This is a genomic window from Maribacter sp. HTCC2170, from assembly GCF_000153165.2.
Classification (GTDB): Bacteria; Bacteroidota; Bacteroidia; order Flavobacteriales; family Flavobacteriaceae; genus Maribacter_A.
On sequence record NC_014472.1, the window covers coordinates 3,046,487 to 3,064,998 of the forward strand.

The window sequence follows — 18,512 nt, forward strand, 5'->3', positions numbered from 1 at the left end:
TATTAACAATTAACAACAACTTAACTCAAACTATATGAAAAAACTGTTTCTAATTTTAGTCGCGATTGGCTTTTCAATTTCGGCTTACGCTCAACAAACCGTTTCGGGTACTGTACTCGAAGAAGGCACCGACATACCACTTCTGGGAGTTAGTGTATTGGTTAAAGGAACCAGTACGGGTGCTTCGACAGATTTTGATGGAAACTTTTCTTTTAACAGGATTGAAAGTAATGCCATATTGGTGTTTTCCTATCTTGGTTACAAAACACAAGAGATTCAGGTTGCTGGTCAATCAACAATCAATGTTTCCCTTGAAGTTGATGCCCAAGGTCTTGATGAAGTTGTGGTTACTGCGCTGAACATTCAAAGAGACAAAGAATCATTGGGCTATTCCATATCACAGGTTTCTTCGGAAGAAGTGAATGTTGCTCGTGAGAACAACGTGATGAATTCACTTTCAGGTAAAGTATCTGGTTTACAGATTACACAATCAAACACAGGTGTCGATGGATCCAGTAGAGTACTTTTAAGAGGTATAACCACAATTAGTGGTTCAAACAGACCTTTGGTAGTTGTTGATGGTATTCCTATCAGCAATGGATCAGGTGGAGCTGGCGGCGGCGGCGGTATTGACCGTGGTGATGCCTTATCAGATATAAACCCGGACGACGTTGCTTCTATCAGTGTACTTAAAGGTGCTGGTGCGGCGGCTGCATATGGTTCGTTGGGTATGAACGGGGTAATATTGGTTACTACCAAAACCGGTACAAAAAAAGACGGAATTGGAATTTCTCTGAATTCTTCATTCTCTTTTACCGATGTAGCTTTAACACCGGATTTTCAAAACGAATATGGTGCTGGTGCCTTTGGAGACTTTGCTCCGATCAACGCTGACGGTAGACCAGTTCTTGACTATCCTTTCTCATGGAGTTGGGGTCCAAAAATGGAAGGACAGGCCTACACCAATTGGTTGGGTCAACAAGATACCTACTCCCCTAACCCTAGTAAGAACACGTATAAAGATTTCTATCAAACAGGTTTTACAATGTCAAATACGGTTGCTTTTGAAGGACGATCGGACAAAGGGTCTTTTAGAGTAGCGATTACAGATGAAGATGGTCAAGGAATCGTTAGCAACAATACTTTGGCAAAACAAACTTTCAGTATTAGAGGGACAACCAAACTAAGTGATAAATTTAGTGTTGATGGTAAAATGACCTATTTGACCTCAAAGGTTCGTAATAGACCACAATTGGCAGAAGGTGCCGGAAACACAGCACTACAACTTTCCTTAATGCCCCGTGATATTCGCTTGGAAAATGTTGCCAACAATACTATAAATGCGAGTGGTGAAGAAATTAAATGGAATTTAGATAACACATTTAATAACCCATATTGGGCATTAGAGAATGCTGGCAATCTTGATGAGAAAGATCGTTTTCAAGGTTTTCTATCAGCAAATTGGGATATTGGCAGTAAGTTTAATGTTACCGCCAAGTCAGGTATGGACTATATAGTCTACGATTTCACCAATTGGGGAGCAGGTGGAGCCAAGGCCATTAGCAATGGTTTAGGTTCTTACAATCATGATAGTGGTAAAAGTAGAATATGGAATTCTGATATTCTTGCCACCTACTCCACTAACATTTCCGATTTTAAAATAACAACAAGTGTTGGTTCAACCTATAGAAATGAATTTAGTAGTTATAGAAACATTTGGGGGAATGATGAGAAGGTTGGTGATTTTTATAGAATCAGTAATTACAAAAATTCATTTAGCAATGAGGGTACTTCTAAAAAAGGAATTTATTCTTTTTATGGACTAGGCCAATTTAGCTATGGTGGTTATTTATATTTTGACGCTACCATTAGAAATGATAATTCTTCAGCTTTACCGAAAGCCAATAATTCTTATTGGTACCATTCAGAAAACATGAGTATTCTTTTCTCAAAAATGTTGGGCATCAGTCCAAATATTCTGAGTCAAGGCAAGTTGAGAGGTTCATTTGCCAAAGTAGGTAATGATACTGGACCTTATAGAACACAAGCTGTCTATAATGTGAATCAAACTGTTACACTACCTTATACTGTAGCTTCAATATCAGGAAGTCTTCCTTCCTTTGACTTGAAACCAGAAACATCGGAATCTTGGGAAGTTGGTGTTGATTTAGGTTTCCTTAATAATCGTATAACCCTTGATGCCACCTATTATGAGACTAACACGACGAATCAGATTATGGCTGTTCCTTTATCAGGAACCACAGGGTATTCTTCCAAAGTCATAAACGCGGGTAAGATTCAAAACAAAGGGTATGAAGCCCAATTGAATTTAATCCCATTCGATTCTGAAGATTTTACCTGGGATTTGGGTCTTAATTTCACCAAAAGTAATTCCAAGGTAATTTCATTGAATGAAGGATTAGAAAATATCTCACTTGGTTCTTTATGGACAGCCTCAGTAGAAGCCAGACCAGGACAAGAGTTCGGTACTATTTATGGTAACGATTTCTTAAGAGACAACTTTGGTCGAAAGATAATAGGAGATGATGGTTATGCTAAGCGAGGTGACCGTGTTGCTCTAGGAAATATTAATCCAGATTGGTACGGTGGTATCACGAGTAAATTCAGATATAAGAATTTGTCATTAAGTACATTGGTGAGTATTCAACAAGGTGGCGAATACTATTCCTATGGACGAGGATACCGTATGTTCTTTGGAACAGACGCTCGAAGCCTTGTAGGTAGAGAAACAGGAATCATCGAAGATGGTATAAATGAACATACTGGTTTTGTCAATGACATTGCAGGTAATGCCATGTTGAAGCAATTCACTGATATCTTTTCAAATCAAGTTGCTACTGATTTAATAATGGATGCTAGCAACGTAAAACTCCGAGAAGTAGCATTGACTTATGCCTTTCCACAGACCATGTTAAAAGGTACATTTATTCAATCTGCCAGCTTATCTGCCGTAGGAAGAAACTTATTCTTTATTTACAATGCAGCAGGTGATATTGATCCTGAAGCAAGTTATAGCAGTGGGCCCACAAGTACGGCCTTTGAACATTCATCACTACCGTCTACTAGAAGTTACGGTGTTAACTTAAAAATCAACTTTTAATAGAGATGACTATGAAAAACATAAATAACATAATTAGAAATACAGTAGTTATCGCAATGGTAGGAATACTGTTTATTTCATGCGAAAAGCATTTAGAGGATTTATATGATAACCCAAATGCAGTAACTACGATTGATGACTCAGCCTTATTCACGAAGGCCGTTAGAAGTCTTTTTCAAGGAACAACGGATAACGGATCATCACACTTTGCCGGCATGCATGCGCATTATTATGTAGCAGGTAGTACATGGCGCGCACCAGATCAATACGGTGATGGTCATGATGGGGATTACAACAGCATTCTAAGTAGTGGTTATAGTGGTACTATTCGACATATAGAAGAAGTATTGCAGATAACTACAACAGATGGTACTCAAAATAATGTACGCAATGCCATGGCCAATATTATAGCTGTTCTGGGGTATGCCAAGATTACCGATGCGTTTGGTGATGTACCTTATACCGAAGGTGGAAAAGGAAAGTCAGAAGATATCCTTCAGCCTAAGTATGATACTCAAGAGAGTATCTATAAAGACATGATCATAAGATTAACGAATAGCATCGGCATTCTAAAATCAGCTGATCCTGCAATGGGTTATCCTGGTTCTGACCCTATATTTGACAATGACCTTGATAAATGGGTAAGGTTTGCCAATAGTGTTAGATTGAGATTGGGAATGCGTTTACGTTATGCTGATAATGCGCTATCCCAATCAACTGTTGCACAATGTCTTGCTGACCCCTTGATGGAAGACCCTTCCCATGACGCATCTATGATTGAGACAGAAGGTACAGGAAATGCTTGGTTTGGCCGAAGAACTGGTTTCCCCTCAATAAAAATGTCTACAATGTTGATCGATCAATTAGAAGGAACTTCCGATCCTCGATTATCTGTATTTGTAAGTCAAGATGCAAATGGCCAATATTCTGGCATGGTAAACGGACTCACAGATTTGGCCTTTGGAGCTTCAGATTTTGCAAATCAATCAGATATGGGTCTTGCACTATCATCCTCCGAAAGTAAATTATACATGATTACTGCTGCTGAAACTTGGTTGTTAAGAGCCGAAGCAGCTTTGGCATATGACAGTGATCCGGCTGCAGCGAACAATTCGTATAGAATGGGAATTGAAACCTCATTAAAGCAATGGGAAGTTGACCAAACTGATATCGACACCTTTTTAGGGTCGCCAGCAGCAACTTTGACAGGTGTAAATGATGAAGAGCAAATAGGAACACAAATGTGGTTGGCCCTTACCCCTAACTACTTTGAGTCTTGGAGCCATATTAGACGAACTGGATATCCTATGATTCCGGTTAGAACCGATCCTGAATTGCATCAAGGAGTTACAAATGGCATAATGCCTACAAGATTCCTGTATTCATCTTTTGAATTGGGCTCAAATAGTGCAAATGCGCAAGAAGCAATTTCAAGACAAGGTGCCAATAAAATTGATACACCTGTTTGGTGGGATAAAAACTAAAAGCAATAATTCAAAAAAATATACAAAATGAAATATATTAAGATATTAAGCCTTTTCATCCTCTCCATCGCTCTGGTCAATTGCAGTGAAGATGATGAGCCGTTGACACCCTTGGCAGATTTTCAGTTTTTGGTTGAAGACACCCAGGTTACCTTTAATGGTACAATTGAAAATGCTACAGCTATTTCTTGGGACTTTGGGGATGGTTCTACAAGTTCTGAAGAAGACCCTATATATGCATTTTCCAGTCCAGGAACCTATGATGTTACAATGACCGCTAGTGGTGACAATGGTACTTTTACCGAAACCAAACAAGTTACCATACTACCATCTTTTGAAATTCTATTAACAGGTGGTTTAGGTAGACCTGAAGGAAAATCATGGAAATTAAAGAGTGCATACACTGCAGGTAAAGAAGGTGCTGGAATCATTGAAAATGATTTAGGGCTTTTAATTGCTTCTTTTGATAATCTACTGGCCGCCGTTGGATTAGGTTCTGCCTATGAAGATACTTTTACTTTTGTTCATGACGGTTCCTATAAAGTGGATAATATTGATGGCCAAAGTTTAATGGGAATTATTCATGCGAGTGCTTTTCATGGAGCAAATATAACTGGAGTTTCAGCTGATCTTGCTAATGTACCATTGGCGCAAGCAATTTATACGCCGGCAACGGATGCGACTTGGGAACTTAATGAAGAAGATTTCACTGTAGATACCCTGTATCCAGGAGTGGGCCCAGTAACTGTAACTTTTACAGGAAAGCAACAGCTAATTCTAGGAGAATACCTTGGGTATAAAGAAACAAGTAACATTGTAATCATTAAAGAACTTACAGAAACAACCATGAATGTTGCTATGGGTATACATACAGAGGAAGCCTTTTATGATGTACCAACCTTGTTCTTTCATTTGACCTTTGAATCACTTTAAGAGCAATAAAATTGATTTGTTTTGATTAATTACAATTATATCCCCAAATGTGTTAGTTTGGGGATATTTTTATGACATAATTACGAAAGCCTAGAATTACCATGGATATATTGAAAAGACAGCGTGAGTTTTTTATGACCCAGCAAACAAAGGATGTTTCATTCAGGAAAAAAGCCTTAAAAAAGTTACAGAAAGAAATCATCTCTAGAGAGGATGCTATTTGCGATGCTGTCTACGCTGATTTTAAAAAACCTAAGTTTGAAACTTTGGCCACTGAAACACAATTTGTGTTGGCCGAATTAAAATTGGTACTCAAGAATCTTGAATTATGGGCACGACCACAAAGAAAATCGGCCACTTTAATGAATTGGCCATCTTCTGATTGGATTTATAGCGAACCATATGGAGCTGTTTTAATAATAGCTCCCTGGAACTATCCTTTTCAATTAGCCCTTGCCCCTCTTATTGGTGCCATAGCAGCTGGGAACACTGTCGTAATAAAACCCTCTGAAGCAACACCAAACACTTCCAAAATAACCGCTGAAATTATTGAAGCTGTCTTTCCCAAAGAACACGCAGCTGTTGTTGAAGGAGGAATTGAGGTTTCGCAAAATCTATTAGCTCAAAAATGGGATTATATTTTCTTCACAGGAAGTACTAATGTGGGCAGAATCGTTTACGAAAGTGCCGCCAAGCATTTAACCCCGGTAACTTTGGAACTTGGAGGTAAAAACCCTTGCATTGTAGATGAATCTGCTTCTATTTCGTTGGCCGCAAAGCGGATCGTCTGGGGTAAATTCATAAATGCAGGGCAAACTTGTATTGCTTCTGATTACATTTTGGTTCATAAAAGTGTAAAAGAAAAGTTGATTGATGCCTTGAAGCAAAACATTACTAAAGGCTATGGTGAAAACATAGAGGATTCACCCGATTTTTCCCGTACCGTAAATCAAAAACATTACAACGGGCTTAAGAAGATGTTAGAAGGCGAAGAAATCATTTTTGGAGGCAATACCAACGATGAGGACAACTATTTATCTCCTACTTTGGTCAATGAACCAAAGCTGGACAGTACCCTAATGCATGGGGAAATATTCGGTCCCATTTTACCGATTATTGCGTACGAAACCGAAGATGATATTCATAAGTATATTATGAACTACGGAAAGCCTTTGGCAACTTATGTTTTTTCTAACAATAAAAAATTTCAAAAAAGAATTATCAATAATTATAGCTTTGGAGGTGGCGCCATAAACGACACTGTAATTCAAATCACCAATAAAAAACTTCCTTTTGGCGGCGTTGGTGCCAGTGGAATGGGAGCATATCACGGCAGAACATCTTTTGATATTTTTTCACACCAAAAGGCCATTATTAAAAAAGCAAATTGGTTGGATGCCCCGTTGCGCTATCCACCTTATAATTTGCCAATGAAGCTGGTTAAGAAGGTAAAACACTTATTTTAGCCAAATGGAAAAAACAGTTACTGAAGCAATTCATTACAGACGCTCTGTACGCATTTATAAAGAAGATATTGAATTGGATGATGAAAAAGTACGTCAGTGCCTAGTCAATGCATCCTTAGCCCCTACTAGTAGCAATTTACAGTTATGGGAATTTTATCATGTTACCGATAAGGCCAAACTCAAAGCCTTGGCAAAAGCCTGTTTTGATCAACCTGCAGCAAAAACCGCTAAACAGCTAGTCGTTGTGGTCGCCAGGAAGGATTTGTGGCGCAAAAGAAGTAAAGCCAATCTTGAGTATCTAAAAAAGGGGTTTGGAAACAAATCAAAAGGAGAATACACTACCAGGGAAAAATTCGTTTTGAATTATTATGGAAAGCTTATTCCTACCCTTTACAGTGACTTTTTTGGAATATTTGGTTTACTTAAGTATCTCTTTTTTCAAGTAATTGGCTTGTTTAGGCCAATTTACAAACAAGTTAGAAATTCTGATGTACGTATAGTGGCACATAAAAGTGCTGGGTTGGCAGCGCAGAATTTTATGATTTCAATGGCCGCCATGGATTATGACACATGCCCCATGGAAGGTAGTGATACTGGGAGGGTCAAAAAGATTTTGGACTTACCATGGGGAGCAGAGATAAATATGGTTATTGGATGTGGTGTTCGTGATGAAAAAGGAGTCTACGGGCCAAGATTCAGAATTCCGTTTGAAGAAGTTTACAAGAAAGTCTAAACAAGTTTAAAAGAAACCCTATCACCAAATTTCTTTTGGGCCAAGATAGAGATAGCCTTATCAGAAAGTTGCAATATTCTTGGGTAACCCCCAGTGGTTTGCCCATCCTTCATTAATATTATTAATTTTCCTGAAGGCGTTAATTGAACCGTTCCTGGCAATGTGGCCGATGTCAACATAGACATTTTATGCCCATTGATTTTTTCTTCGAACTGGTATCCCATTCTACTGTATTCTTTAGCCACTGAGAATTCTTTGAAAAATAACTTTTCCATATGTTCATCCACCAATAACCCATATTCTGGCCCCTTAGACACTTCGAGTATGGTTTCACCTAATAGAGATTCTGTTTTGAGCTCTGATATTTTTGGTTCAAAAAATCCTACTTCCTCGTATTCCAATTCTTCTTTATCGATTAAATTACCTGAAGAAGTAATTGGAAAATACTGTGACTGACTTGCTAAAACTCTCTTTGATTTAAATCCTTCCTTTATTGCTAAATAACCTCTGAAACCTTGCGTTAATCTACCATATGAAAGAATATCTCCTGCATTAATTTTATAAACCTTGTAGTTGCTTATAGGTTCATTGTTTAGTGTAGCAGACAATTCAGCACCACCTAAAGCTATAAAAGTGTTTTCCTCAAACTGAAGTGTAGGCCCGGTCATAGTTATTTCCAAAACCGATGCATTAGTATCATTCTCCAATAGTCTATTGGCATTTTTTACCACGCTGACATCCATTACTCCCGAAACTGGTACGCCCTTATGGCGATACCCAAAACGACCCATGTCTTGAAGTGTGGTATAAAAACCTGATTTTAACACCTTAAGCATTTATCTTAATTTTTTCAAATTGATATATTCCTACTTCACCTTCAATCTTATGTAGTTTGTATTCTGCCCTAGAAATGGAATAAAACTGAATTTTATCTCCAACATTTACAAAACAAGGCTCATCTCTATTGGCATCGAATATTGGGACTGAACAATTACCGATTATATTCCATCCCCCAGGGGATTCCTGAGGATATATTCCCGTTTGCTTACCCGCCAAACCAACAGCACCTTTTTCAACTTTTGACCTAGGTTCTGGTCTTCTAGGAACTTCCAAAGTCTTTGGCAACCCGCCTAAATACATAAAACCAGGTAAAAACCCTATGCCGAACACTGTATACTCATGTGTTGTATGCATTTTTACTACTTCTGCCGTTGTTTTTCCTAAAGATTGGGCAACTTCTTCTAAATCTATGGCAAAATCCAAATCGTAACAAACAGGTAATCTCCATAAATACTTTTCATTTTGTGCAATACCTTCACGTTTCGAATACCATTTCTGTAATTGGCTTTTGAAAGGTTCAAAATTCACTCTACTTTTTCTCTGAATCAAAGTGAGCGAATTATAGGCAGAAACCATTTCCCATTCTTTTTGGTCAAGACATTGTGACTTTAAATAGGAAGTAAAAAGTAGAATATCATTCAGTATGGCTTCGTGAACTTCTTTTGGCCATTCAACTAAAACTGCGTGTGCACCAAAAGGGCGAATAGAGATGGGATAATTTGTCACTTTAGAATCTGAATTTGTTGTTTGGGCAATTCTTGGACAAGGTACATTAAAATTTGTAATGCATTGGGTGTATCCCCATGTAAACAATAGGTGTCAGCTTTAATGGATATTTCCTTGTCGTCAATGGTTAAAACCTTGTCTTTCTTTACCATTTTCACCAAATGTGTTAAAACTTCTTTCGGATTATTGAGTACTGCATTCGGAAGCTTTCTTGACACTAAACTTAAATCTTGGTGGTAACTTCTATCTGCAAATGCCTCATTTTTGATTCTAAATCCACGACTCTGAGCCATTCTTTTAATAATTGAATTTGGCGGTAAGTAAAGAAATACCGAATTTTTGTAAGAATCAATGGCCCTAAGAAACACTTCTGATAAAGCTTCGCTCTTAGCAAGATCATTGTATAAAGCACCATGTGGTTTTATATGGTGTAATTCCATTTGGTTTGTCCTCAGAATTTTTTCTAGGTCATAAATTTGTCGTTTTATACTGTCGATTAAATCATTATGCTCAACCTTCATAGTAACCCTTCCAAAATTCTCTTTGTCAGGATAAGAAGGGTGAGCACCAACCAAAACATTATATTCTTTGGCCAGTTTCACAACATGGGTCATAGATTCATAATTACCAGTATGTCCTCCACAGGCAATATTACAGGATGAAATTAAAGGCAATAAACTTTCTTCATTACCTACTCCTTCACCCACATCACAATTTATATCAACATGAAACTTTTTCATTTAAAAAATACCAATTACCTTAAAGATACTTTTTGCTCCCAAAACAACCGCAAGTACAATAATAACGAACCCTAAAATATTCTGTGTTTTTGTGTTTTTGAAGCTACCCATTACAGAAGATTTATTCACAACCCACAAGAGAAAAATGGCGATAACCGGAAGTAATATGCCATTGGCAACCTGAGCAAATTTGATTATTTCAATTGGTTTGATTCCGAACGACAGGAAAAAAATACCCAACCCTAAAATCGAAATCCAAACAATTCTAAATTTAATATCCTTTAGACCAGCTTTCCATCCGAAACAACTGTTGACCACATACGCGGCGGCTAAAGGTGCCGTTATTGCCGAAGTGATTCCCGCTGCCAATAAGCCAATACCCATAAAATACTTGGCGCTATCGCCATAAAGTGGTTCTAATCCTTTTGCCAAATCCATGACATTCGTTACCTCATTCCCAGGAATCGCCGCTGCAGCAACCATAATAGACATTGATACCATGCCACCTACGACGATTGATATCATCGTATCTTTTCTGGCAACTGGCAAATCATCTTTCGATTTCCACTTTTCACTCACAAGACTTGCATGAAGAAAAAGATTATAAGGTACTACCGTAGTACCGACCAAAGCTATAATCGTGAGTAAGCTTTGTTCGGGAATATTAGGTATCAACATTCCTTTTAAAACTTCACTTATGTTAGGTTTGGTTATAATCGCTGTCATTAAAAATGAGATACTCATCAAGATTACCAAGGTTACAAATACTTTCTCCAAAGTCTTATAGTTTCCAAGGTAGAGTAATAGAAATGCCAAAAACCCTATAATCAATGGATAAAAACCTGAATACGAAGTGCCAAAAAGAGCCTGCATACCCAAAGTAGCTCCACCAATATTACCGGCCTCATAAGCGGCATTTCCAATGACAATGGCCGCCAGCACAATACCTATCATAAAATAACGAAGCAAAGGTGTTTTCAATTCTTGTTTTATGGCATCTGCCAGCCCTTTTTGCGTGACAACACCTAAACGAGCCGACATCTCCTGAAGAACAACCGTAGCCAATATGGATAATAGCATTGCCCATAACAATGCATAACCAAAACCCACACCTGCCAAAGTACAAGCAGTTACAGTTCCTGGACCAATGAATGCAGCAGCAACCAATACACCAGGGCCAATTTTTTTGAACATACTATTTGGTGTTATTTAACGCATTAATAGCAAAAGAACCTAACCAATGAGTTCCTTCGTAGTTTCCGTCAACAATACTGGGAAGAGAATAGACAACATGCTCATTGGCTATGTTCGCAAGATGTTTATATTCAGGTAATGCCTTCGCAATGCCGTATAAACACCACGCCCTGCTAAAATTGAGACCATCTATATGTACTAACTTACCATCTGTCCGATCTGACACTTCTCCTGGATCCAAAACAAAATTGGCATCTGCCAATTGAGGTAAAAACTTATTGAACCATGTTTTAAAAACAACTGGGGCAACCACCTTTCGTACCAAGTTAGCCTCTTCAAGACATGGCGATAAAAAATCAAAACCACTCGGTTCCCAACTTAAAGGACATCCCTCATCATTCATATAAAAGCGCTCTACACTAGTTTCTATTACCTTTTGAAGTTCTATATGGCCAGTTGTTCTTGCATAATCCCATGCCAATGACAATCCAAAAGCAGTATTGCTATGTTCACCTACTCGTATGGGATAATTTAATTTTGGTAGAAATTCCATATATCCCTCGATAATCAAATGGGTCAACGGTTCGAGGTTAGTTTCCAATTCTTTGGCCATTGGGTCATCCCAAGTGTGAAGTTCCTCTGCCAATTTCAATAGCCAGGCCCATCCGTATGTTCTTTCATAAGATTTATTCCCCGTCATTTTGAAATAAGCAATTTCTGTTTCTATATGTTCTTTTGAAATATTGTCCATCAACATATTTCTTATCAAAACATTGTTATCAAGGCTTGAAAATTGTTTTAACAGAGAAACCAAAGACCAATGTCCATGTACAGAAGAATGCCAATCGTAACAACCATAAAATGCAGGATGTAACTCCTTTGGAGGTTTAATATGTGTAGAATCATGTAGACTTTGTCCTAGTTTATTTGGATATTCTACTTGAATACAACCAAAAGGTAAACTCGCCAATCTATTTGCTTCGTCCAAAGTTAATTGAGGGGCTTCTTGTAATTCCGTATTCGTTCCTTTCGGATTCTGTTCTTCTTTACATCCTAGAGCCAATAAACACAAGAAAAGAAATTGGAGTAAATTCTTAAACATAACGTTATTTAGTTTTTTACCTTAAACCTTATAAATATAAATCTTCAAAAGTTCATAGCTCATATTAACTTGAAAAAGAATTTTTTCCAACCCTTCTTTTCACAACACTTTTAACACTTTCAAATGCATTTCATCTAAAAAAATGCAGTTCGTCTAAAAGTTGGGTGTCATACATCGATGTTACATACTATTCCCAAAACTACAGGGTTATAATAGTCCCAAATCAAAATCAACCTAGTTAAATGACATGTTTAGAATGTAACAGAAAACTCGACTATTTAGGACACAAAACTTCGATGGACAATCTTGGACTTGAACTATGTGAACCACACCATACCCGAATGGTAAAATTAATCGAGCAGAACAATACACCTATTGAGGCCATACAATTGTATTATGGCTTAAAAGAGGCCGGAGTACACTCGATGCTGGAATGGTGGGACGGAAAAAAATCTGTTGATATTGCCATCTCTAGAGTGAAATTAAACATTGAAATCGATTCGGAATATCATATGCTTACCCATGAACAAGCAATAAATGATCTCGAAAGAACAATGCACTCTTTTAAAAACGGATTTACCACAATTAGAATACCCCATGTACTGATAAAGCATTATTTAAAAGAGACCGTAAACAATATACTTGGAATAATGGAGGGCTTGAAAGCCAATATTAAGGTACTCTAGCCGTTATATCTTCCTAAAACGATTAAAAACAGACAGTTATGAGCGCATATAAAAAAATTCTGACGATGCCATTGAGGGTATCATTAGTAGTTTTGCTAGTGGGCATGTTGATGAAGATTATGGCTTGGCCTCTTGCCTCCCAAATTATGTTGTTAGCGTTTGCTTCTATAGGAACTCTTTATTTTGTTAGGTTTGTTAAAAAGCCATCAAGAAAATTTTTAGATTATGTTAAAATGGTTCTAGTGTTTTTCTGGACAACGAACGGTGTTTTTAATATTATGGATTTCCCATATACCATTATCTTTCAGGTAATCATAGCAGTTTCATTTGTCCTTTGGTTTATAATGGAAGGCACGGCATATTTTCTAGATGATGAACGAAGATCAAAAAACAGTACTATTCAACTAGTATGGAATTTAGCTATGGTGGCTGGTACCCTCGCAATTATTGCAGGTAGTCTTTTGAAGATTCTTAATTGGGAATTTGCCATTCATTTACTCGTTTCAGGAATACTAATCATTGTTGCCTATATTTTGAAAGATACATTCACCACTGATAAAATGATTGGTGAAGACCAGAGTAGTGAAGAGTATCAGTTGTAGGAAGATTTACTTAGATTACCTTACAAGTTATTATAATTCGTATCTTATTTCTCAAAGAATAATCAATGAGAAATTTAGATAGAAGAAATTGGCTTAAAACTGTTGGTCTTTCCGGCAGTTTTGCCCTTTTAGGAGGTTTTGATGTAATGGCCTTCGAAAATTCAAAACAATTCTTATACGAAGGTGATGTGGCAAGACTTAATGCCAATGAAAACCCTTACGGGCCTTCACCCCTAGTTCGCAAAACAATTGCTGACAATTTTGATGTTGGATGTCGATACCCATTTAGAACTTTGGCTTCTTTGGTCAAAATGATTGCCGCAAAAGAAGGAGTAGACAAAAATCATGTCGTAATCACTGGTGGATCCACAGAAGGTTTGAAAGCAGCAGGTTTGACCTTCGGAGGGTTTGGCGAAGGCGAACTTATTGCGGCAGACCCAACTTTTCAGTCAATGCTAAGATATGCCGAGACATTTGGCTCTAAAGTTCATAGGGTGCCAGTAAATGCCAAAATGGAACACGACTTAGATGCCATGGCTTCCAAAATAAATTCAAAAACCAAACTAATTTTTATTTGCAATCCGAATAATCCTACAGGGACCTTATTGGATAGAAATAAACTCATTGATTTTTGTAAATCCCATGATAAGAAAGCAGTGATTTTTAGTGATGAGGCATACTATGATTTTATTATGGAACCCGATTACCCATCAATGATTGAGTTGGTAAAAGCAGGGCGTAACGTTATTGTATCAAAGACTTTTTCAAAAGTATATGGTCTGGCCGGTTTACGCGTTGGTTATCTCATAGCCAGACCAGATATTGCCACGAAACTAAAAGCGAGTGTAATGGCAAATACCAATACTTTGGCCATTGAAGCTGCTAAAACAGCTATAAAAGATGATGAATTTTACAAATTCAGTCTATTGAACAATGTTGAAGGCAAAACCCATATCTACGAGACCTTGGATGAGCTAGGTCTAGAATATATTAAATCCCATACAAACTTTATTTTTTTTAAGACTGGTAGGCATATCAATGACATGCTCACTACATTCCAAAAGGAGGGTGTATTGATCGGCAGGCCATTTCCACCATTCTACGATTGGGCAAGAATCAGTACCGGTAAAATGGAAGATGTAAAGCGTTTTACAACAGCTTTGAAGAAAATTATTGGGTAATTCGCATGACATGCCATCGATAAAGGGCACACTTTTAGGGTTCTAAAGGCCCCAAGAGTATCTCGATTTATAGGTTAAACACGCTTTTTTAACCGAAATTTTTCATTCTACCGAATATTTGTTCCCTTGCTCGTACTTTAAACAGTTTGTGATTAATATTTCTGTTCTTTATATATCAAACCCCAAACTAATGAGCAAGAAAACAACAAATTCCTACTTATTATATGTCTTTTGCGCCGTATGCTTCTTATGGGCGATTTATGTTCTATTGTTTATATCTAAATAATTATTTGTTTTTCCACAACTGGATATTTTCCTCATTTTCATGAACCTCAAATAAAAAATTGTGGTCTTTGCAAACTCTAATGGCTTTTTCAGCCAATTCAATAGCCTCAGGATATCTTTCCAATGAAGCCATAATCTGTGACTTCAACATCCATGGCGAAGGGTTTGGAGCATTTAAAGCGATAGCAACATCAATATATTCTAGAGCTTTGTCCGTATCTTTCAATTCATAAAAATGATATTGAGCCGCCGCTGAAAAACTATACCAATTTTCTTTTACTTTGTTTAATACCATATCAATTTCTTGAAGTGTATGGTCATTTGTAGCGGTCTTAATTGCAATGTCTACTCGAACCTTTTCCCATTCCATTCTCAAAACACCTTCTTCTTTAGTTATATTGACAAAAGAGTAAGTACATAATTCGGTATGAGGGCTTATTATCGGTTCAATCTCAATTCTGAAGATATCATCTTTTGAATTATAATTATAGGCGCCCCATTGTTGCCAATCCTTATTCAAAATAACTGTCCACGTTTCTTTATTTGGTATCATAAACAGGCCATATTTTCCCGCTTTTATTTCAGAGTTCCCAATAACAATGTTGTGATTAAAAGAAACCGCAGTAGCTTCATTGGCGCCGGCGCGCCAAACTTTGCCATAGGGCACCATGCCATTAAAAATCTTTCTTCCGCGAACACTTGGTCTACCATAATCAACAGAAATGGAACAAACACCTATACTCTGACTAAGCGATGCTTTTGGGCTTGCCCTGGGAATCATCAATTGTTGTGCAGCTAAAATTTGAGTACCAAAAGTCAATATTAGAAAAGATAAGATATACTTAAAAAAAATCTTTTGCTTATTCATAATCATGTGCAAGTTTATTTTGTTCAAGCTAGCTCCATTTTTGTTTTTAACCTAACCAACCTTCTCTGTTCAAACTACGATATTGAATCACTTCGGTGATACACCTGAATGTGTAAGTATACAATATTTCAAATGAAGACAAGTAAGTTCTTGATTATCAAAGAATACTGCTATCCTAAGTAATTATTCAGTAAATTAACACAATAACTACCAACCACAACTTAAGATGATTAAATTCTTTCGAAAAATTAGACAAAGGTTACTTGTTGAAAATAAGTTCAGCAAGTACCTATTGTATGCCATTGGAGAAATTGTTCTTGTTGTTGTTGGAATTTTAATTGCGCTTCAGATCAATAATTGGAATGAGGAAAAGAAAGACAATGCAGAATCAGTAAAAATTCTCAAAAAGCTACAAGCGGAATTTGAAACAAACAAAACTGAACTTGACGCCTCCATTCATTATCACCAACAACAACATGAAGCGGCAGTAAAGATTGAAGCCCTTTTTGACCCTAACCACAAAATTCCATCTGACACCATTGCAAATCAAGTAATACAGCTTTTTGCCGATTGGAAATTTGAACCACGTCAAAGCATTACAACTTCTGCCTTAGCCTCTGGAAAAATAGCACTTATCAATAATGATTCGCTCACTGATAATCTAAATACCTGGATGTATGCCATAAAAAAATATAATAATATTTTTTCTAGCCTAGAAAAACGAAAAGATGAAATGTGGGATGAGGTAAATGAAAAATACCCAATTAGAAATTTTGAACCTAATAAAGGTGTGAGTAATTTCAAAGGGGACCCTGAAGGTATTTTTACAAATCTAAAAAATGAGAATATTATTAGATTAATCCGTGACCAACAAGAGTTTATTGTGGTTTGGTGCAATGCCTTACAAGAAGATCATGAGGATATTCTACGTTTTATAAATTTGGAATTATCTGAAAAGGAACACTAAATGATAAAATTCTTCCGTAAAATTCGTCAAAAATTACTTACTGAAAATAAGTTCAGTAAATATCTCCTTTATGCCATTGGCGAAATTGTCTTGGTCGTCATTGGGATATTGATTGCTTTGAATATCAATACATGGAATGAGGAAAAGCAAAACCAAAAAGAAGCCCATAAAATTCTATTACAATTAAAACATGAATTTGAAGCTAACAATGATTTAGTTGAAACAAGTATCGAATTTCATCGAACAAGGCTAAACGCAGTCGAAGGATTTATAGATGGGTTTGAAACAACTAAAAATTTGAGTGCAGATTCATTAAAAGCCCTGGTTTCAGATTTGGGGTCAGACTGGAAATATGAGCCTGTAAAAAATATTATTGAATCGGTTATCTCGTCAGGAAAAATCAATTTGATTGAAAACGATTCCGTTATCCAGGCCATTCGTTATTGGGGTACAGCAATTAATAAATATGATGATCTTTATAGGAGTCAGGACGACCTGTACAACAAAAACATATTACCTATTTTAACCGAAAATTACCCATTCTTCGAATTTGACCCAAAACATAATAGTAAGTTTGAGGCAAACACCGATGCCATTTTCAAGAATTTAAAGAACGAAAACTCATTTCTTCTTATTGCAAAGGAAGCTGCTTTACTTTTATATTGGACCGAAAAAGGTGTTAAAGCCCAACAAGATGATATATTATCAAAAATTGATCAAGAACTAAAAGAAATGACCAAATGATGATCTTCGATACCGCTATTTTGCAGCTGGTGGCAACATGAGAATTAAAACTTTCACCCCGACCACCCTTCTCTATCCAAACTACAATATAGAATCACTTCGCTATACACCCGAATGTGTAATTCTGAATACACCATTAAAAGTGACGATAACACTTTACAAGTTCTTAGTATGAAATCAAACTGTTTATTTATATCATGAAACATGAATTGAATAATTCAGTATCTTGGTAAAGCATATATTTAGTTACATAAATTGAAACACACATATGAAAAAATTTACGATTTTTATTACCGTAATGCTTACAATAAGCGTTGCAATTGCTAATTCGAGTAATCATAAAAACGACATAAACAGTAAAATAGAAACTTCAAATGATTCGTTACGCCTAGTGGAACTGGACAACTTCTGGACCGAGCTTTCGAGAACTGTAAGTGAGGGTGATTTTGAGGGCTACAAGGCCACCTACCATGACGATGCGGTTGTTGTGTTTACTACCGGAGAAAACAAAACATCTATGTCAATTACCAAAGCTTTGGCAAACTGGAAACAAGACTTTATTGACACCAAAGCAGGTAAGACAGAGAATAGTGTAGAATTCAGGTTCTCACAGCGCGTAGGTGACGAAACCACTGCACATGAAATGGGAATTTTTGTCTTTCAATCAAATAATAACAGTGGTGAAGTCAATCCGAAGCAATTCATACATTTTGAGGCCTTACTCGTCAAACGTGATAACGCTTGGATGATGATAATGGAATATCAGAAATCTAAGGCAACTGAAGAGGAATGGGAATTATTGGAATAATTATCGGTACGTAACTCTTTAAAAACAGGTAG

The 18,512-nt window shown here is 36.9% G+C and carries 17 protein-coding genes; 11 read left to right on the forward strand and 6 right to left on the reverse strand.

Features of this window, described 5'->3' with window-relative positions:
- Nucleotides 1-34: 34 nt before the first annotated feature.
- The 5 genes from FB2170_RS13300 (at nt 35) to FB2170_RS13320 (ending at nt 7,737) form a co-directional block, all read left to right on the forward strand.
- Nucleotides 35-3,121: a SusC/RagA family TonB-linked outer membrane protein gene (locus tag FB2170_RS13300; RefSeq protein WP_013307092.1), complete on the forward strand. Its 3,087-nt coding sequence runs from the start codon at nt 35-37 to the stop codon at nt 3,119-3,121.
- A gap of 11 nt (nt 3,122-3,132) precedes the next feature.
- Complete coding sequence (locus FB2170_RS13305; protein ID WP_013307093.1) at nt 3,133-4,605, forward strand: SusD/RagB family nutrient-binding outer membrane lipoprotein; 1,473 nt, start codon at nt 3,133-3,135, stop codon at nt 4,603-4,605.
- 27 nt (nt 4,606-4,632) lie between these two features.
- Nucleotides 4,633-5,538, forward strand: a complete 906-nt coding sequence (locus FB2170_RS13310; RefSeq protein ID WP_013307094.1) for a PKD domain-containing protein — start codon at nt 4,633-4,635, stop codon at nt 5,536-5,538.
- A gap of 101 nt (nt 5,539-5,639) precedes the next feature.
- Nucleotides 5,640-7,004, forward strand: a complete 1,365-nt coding sequence (locus FB2170_RS13315; protein ID WP_013307095.1) for an aldehyde dehydrogenase — start codon at nt 5,640-5,642, stop codon at nt 7,002-7,004.
- A 4-nt stretch (nt 7,005-7,008) separates the two neighbouring features.
- The gene (locus tag FB2170_RS13320) at nt 7,009-7,737 is read left to right on the forward strand and encodes a nitroreductase family protein (protein WP_013307096.1); all 729 of its coding nucleotides are present in this window, start codon (nt 7,009-7,011) and stop codon (nt 7,735-7,737) included.
- Here FB2170_RS13320 and FB2170_RS13325 read toward each other — a convergent pair.
- The 5 genes from FB2170_RS13325 to FB2170_RS13345 are packed head-to-tail and all read right to left on the reverse strand — an operon-like array spanning nt 7,734 to nt 12,339.
- Complete coding sequence (locus FB2170_RS13325) at nt 7,734-8,573, reverse strand: biotin-dependent carboxyltransferase family protein (RefSeq protein ID WP_013307097.1); 840 nt, start codon at nt 8,571-8,573, stop codon at nt 7,734-7,736. The genes FB2170_RS13320 and FB2170_RS13325 overlap by 4 nt on opposite strands.
- Nucleotides 8,566-9,303, reverse strand: a complete 738-nt coding sequence (gene pxpB, locus FB2170_RS13330; protein ID WP_013307098.1) for a 5-oxoprolinase subunit PxpB — start codon at nt 9,301-9,303, stop codon at nt 8,566-8,568. The genes FB2170_RS13325 and pxpB overlap by 8 nt, the downstream gene beginning before the upstream one ends.
- Nucleotides 9,300-10,043 carry a 5-oxoprolinase subunit PxpA gene (gene pxpA, locus FB2170_RS13335; RefSeq protein WP_013307099.1) on the reverse strand — a complete coding sequence of 248 codons (744 nt, stop codon included), beginning with the start codon at nt 10,041-10,043 and terminating at the stop codon, nt 9,300-9,302. The genes pxpB and pxpA overlap by 4 nt, the downstream gene beginning before the upstream one ends.
- On the reverse strand, nt 10,044-11,237 hold the full coding sequence (locus FB2170_RS13340) for an Nramp family divalent metal transporter (protein ID WP_013307100.1): 1,194 nt from the start codon (nt 11,235-11,237) through the stop codon (nt 10,044-10,046).
- Between the two features lies 1 nt (nt 11,238).
- Nucleotides 11,239-12,339 carry a DUF2891 domain-containing protein gene (locus FB2170_RS13345; protein WP_013307101.1) on the reverse strand — a complete coding sequence of 367 codons (1,101 nt, stop codon included), beginning with the start codon at nt 12,337-12,339 and terminating at the stop codon, nt 11,239-11,241.
- A 242-nt stretch (nt 12,340-12,581) separates the two neighbouring features.
- On the opposite strand from FB2170_RS13345, the gene FB2170_RS13350 reads away from it, so the two are divergent.
- From FB2170_RS13350 to FB2170_RS13360, 3 genes are all read left to right on the forward strand, one after another.
- Complete coding sequence (locus FB2170_RS13350) at nt 12,582-13,025, forward strand: hypothetical protein (RefSeq protein WP_041632865.1); 444 nt, start codon at nt 12,582-12,584, stop codon at nt 13,023-13,025.
- A gap of 38 nt (nt 13,026-13,063) precedes the next feature.
- Nucleotides 13,064-13,627 carry a hypothetical protein gene (locus FB2170_RS13355; protein WP_148232112.1) on the forward strand — a complete coding sequence of 188 codons (564 nt, stop codon included), beginning with the start codon at nt 13,064-13,066 and terminating at the stop codon, nt 13,625-13,627.
- A 65-nt stretch (nt 13,628-13,692) separates the two neighbouring features.
- Entirely contained in the window at nt 13,693-14,808 is a 1,116-nt protein-coding gene (locus FB2170_RS13360; protein WP_013307104.1) for a pyridoxal phosphate-dependent aminotransferase, read from the forward strand.
- 286 nt (nt 14,809-15,094) lie between these two features.
- On the opposite strand, the gene FB2170_RS13365 is transcribed toward FB2170_RS13360, so the two are convergent.
- A complete protein-coding gene (locus FB2170_RS13365) occupies nt 15,095-15,961 on the reverse strand; it encodes a DUF2911 domain-containing protein (RefSeq protein ID WP_158306095.1) in 867 nt (288 codons plus the stop codon).
- Nucleotides 15,962-16,187: 226 nt separating this feature from the next.
- Here FB2170_RS13365 and FB2170_RS17075 point away from each other — a divergent pair, with 226 nt between their 5' ends.
- The 3 genes from FB2170_RS17075 (at nt 16,188) to FB2170_RS13380 (ending at nt 18,480) form a co-directional block, all read left to right on the forward strand.
- Complete coding sequence (locus FB2170_RS17075) at nt 16,188-16,928, forward strand: DUF6090 family protein (protein WP_013307106.1); 741 nt, start codon at nt 16,188-16,190, stop codon at nt 16,926-16,928.
- A complete protein-coding gene (locus FB2170_RS13375; protein ID WP_013307107.1) occupies nt 16,929-17,672 on the forward strand; it encodes a DUF6090 family protein in 744 nt (247 codons plus the stop codon). It begins immediately after the preceding gene.
- A 268-nt stretch (nt 17,673-17,940) separates the two neighbouring features.
- Nucleotides 17,941-18,480, forward strand: a complete 540-nt coding sequence (locus FB2170_RS13380) for a DUF4440 domain-containing protein (RefSeq protein WP_013307108.1) — start codon at nt 17,941-17,943, stop codon at nt 18,478-18,480.
- Nucleotides 18,481-18,512: the final 32 nt, after the last annotated feature.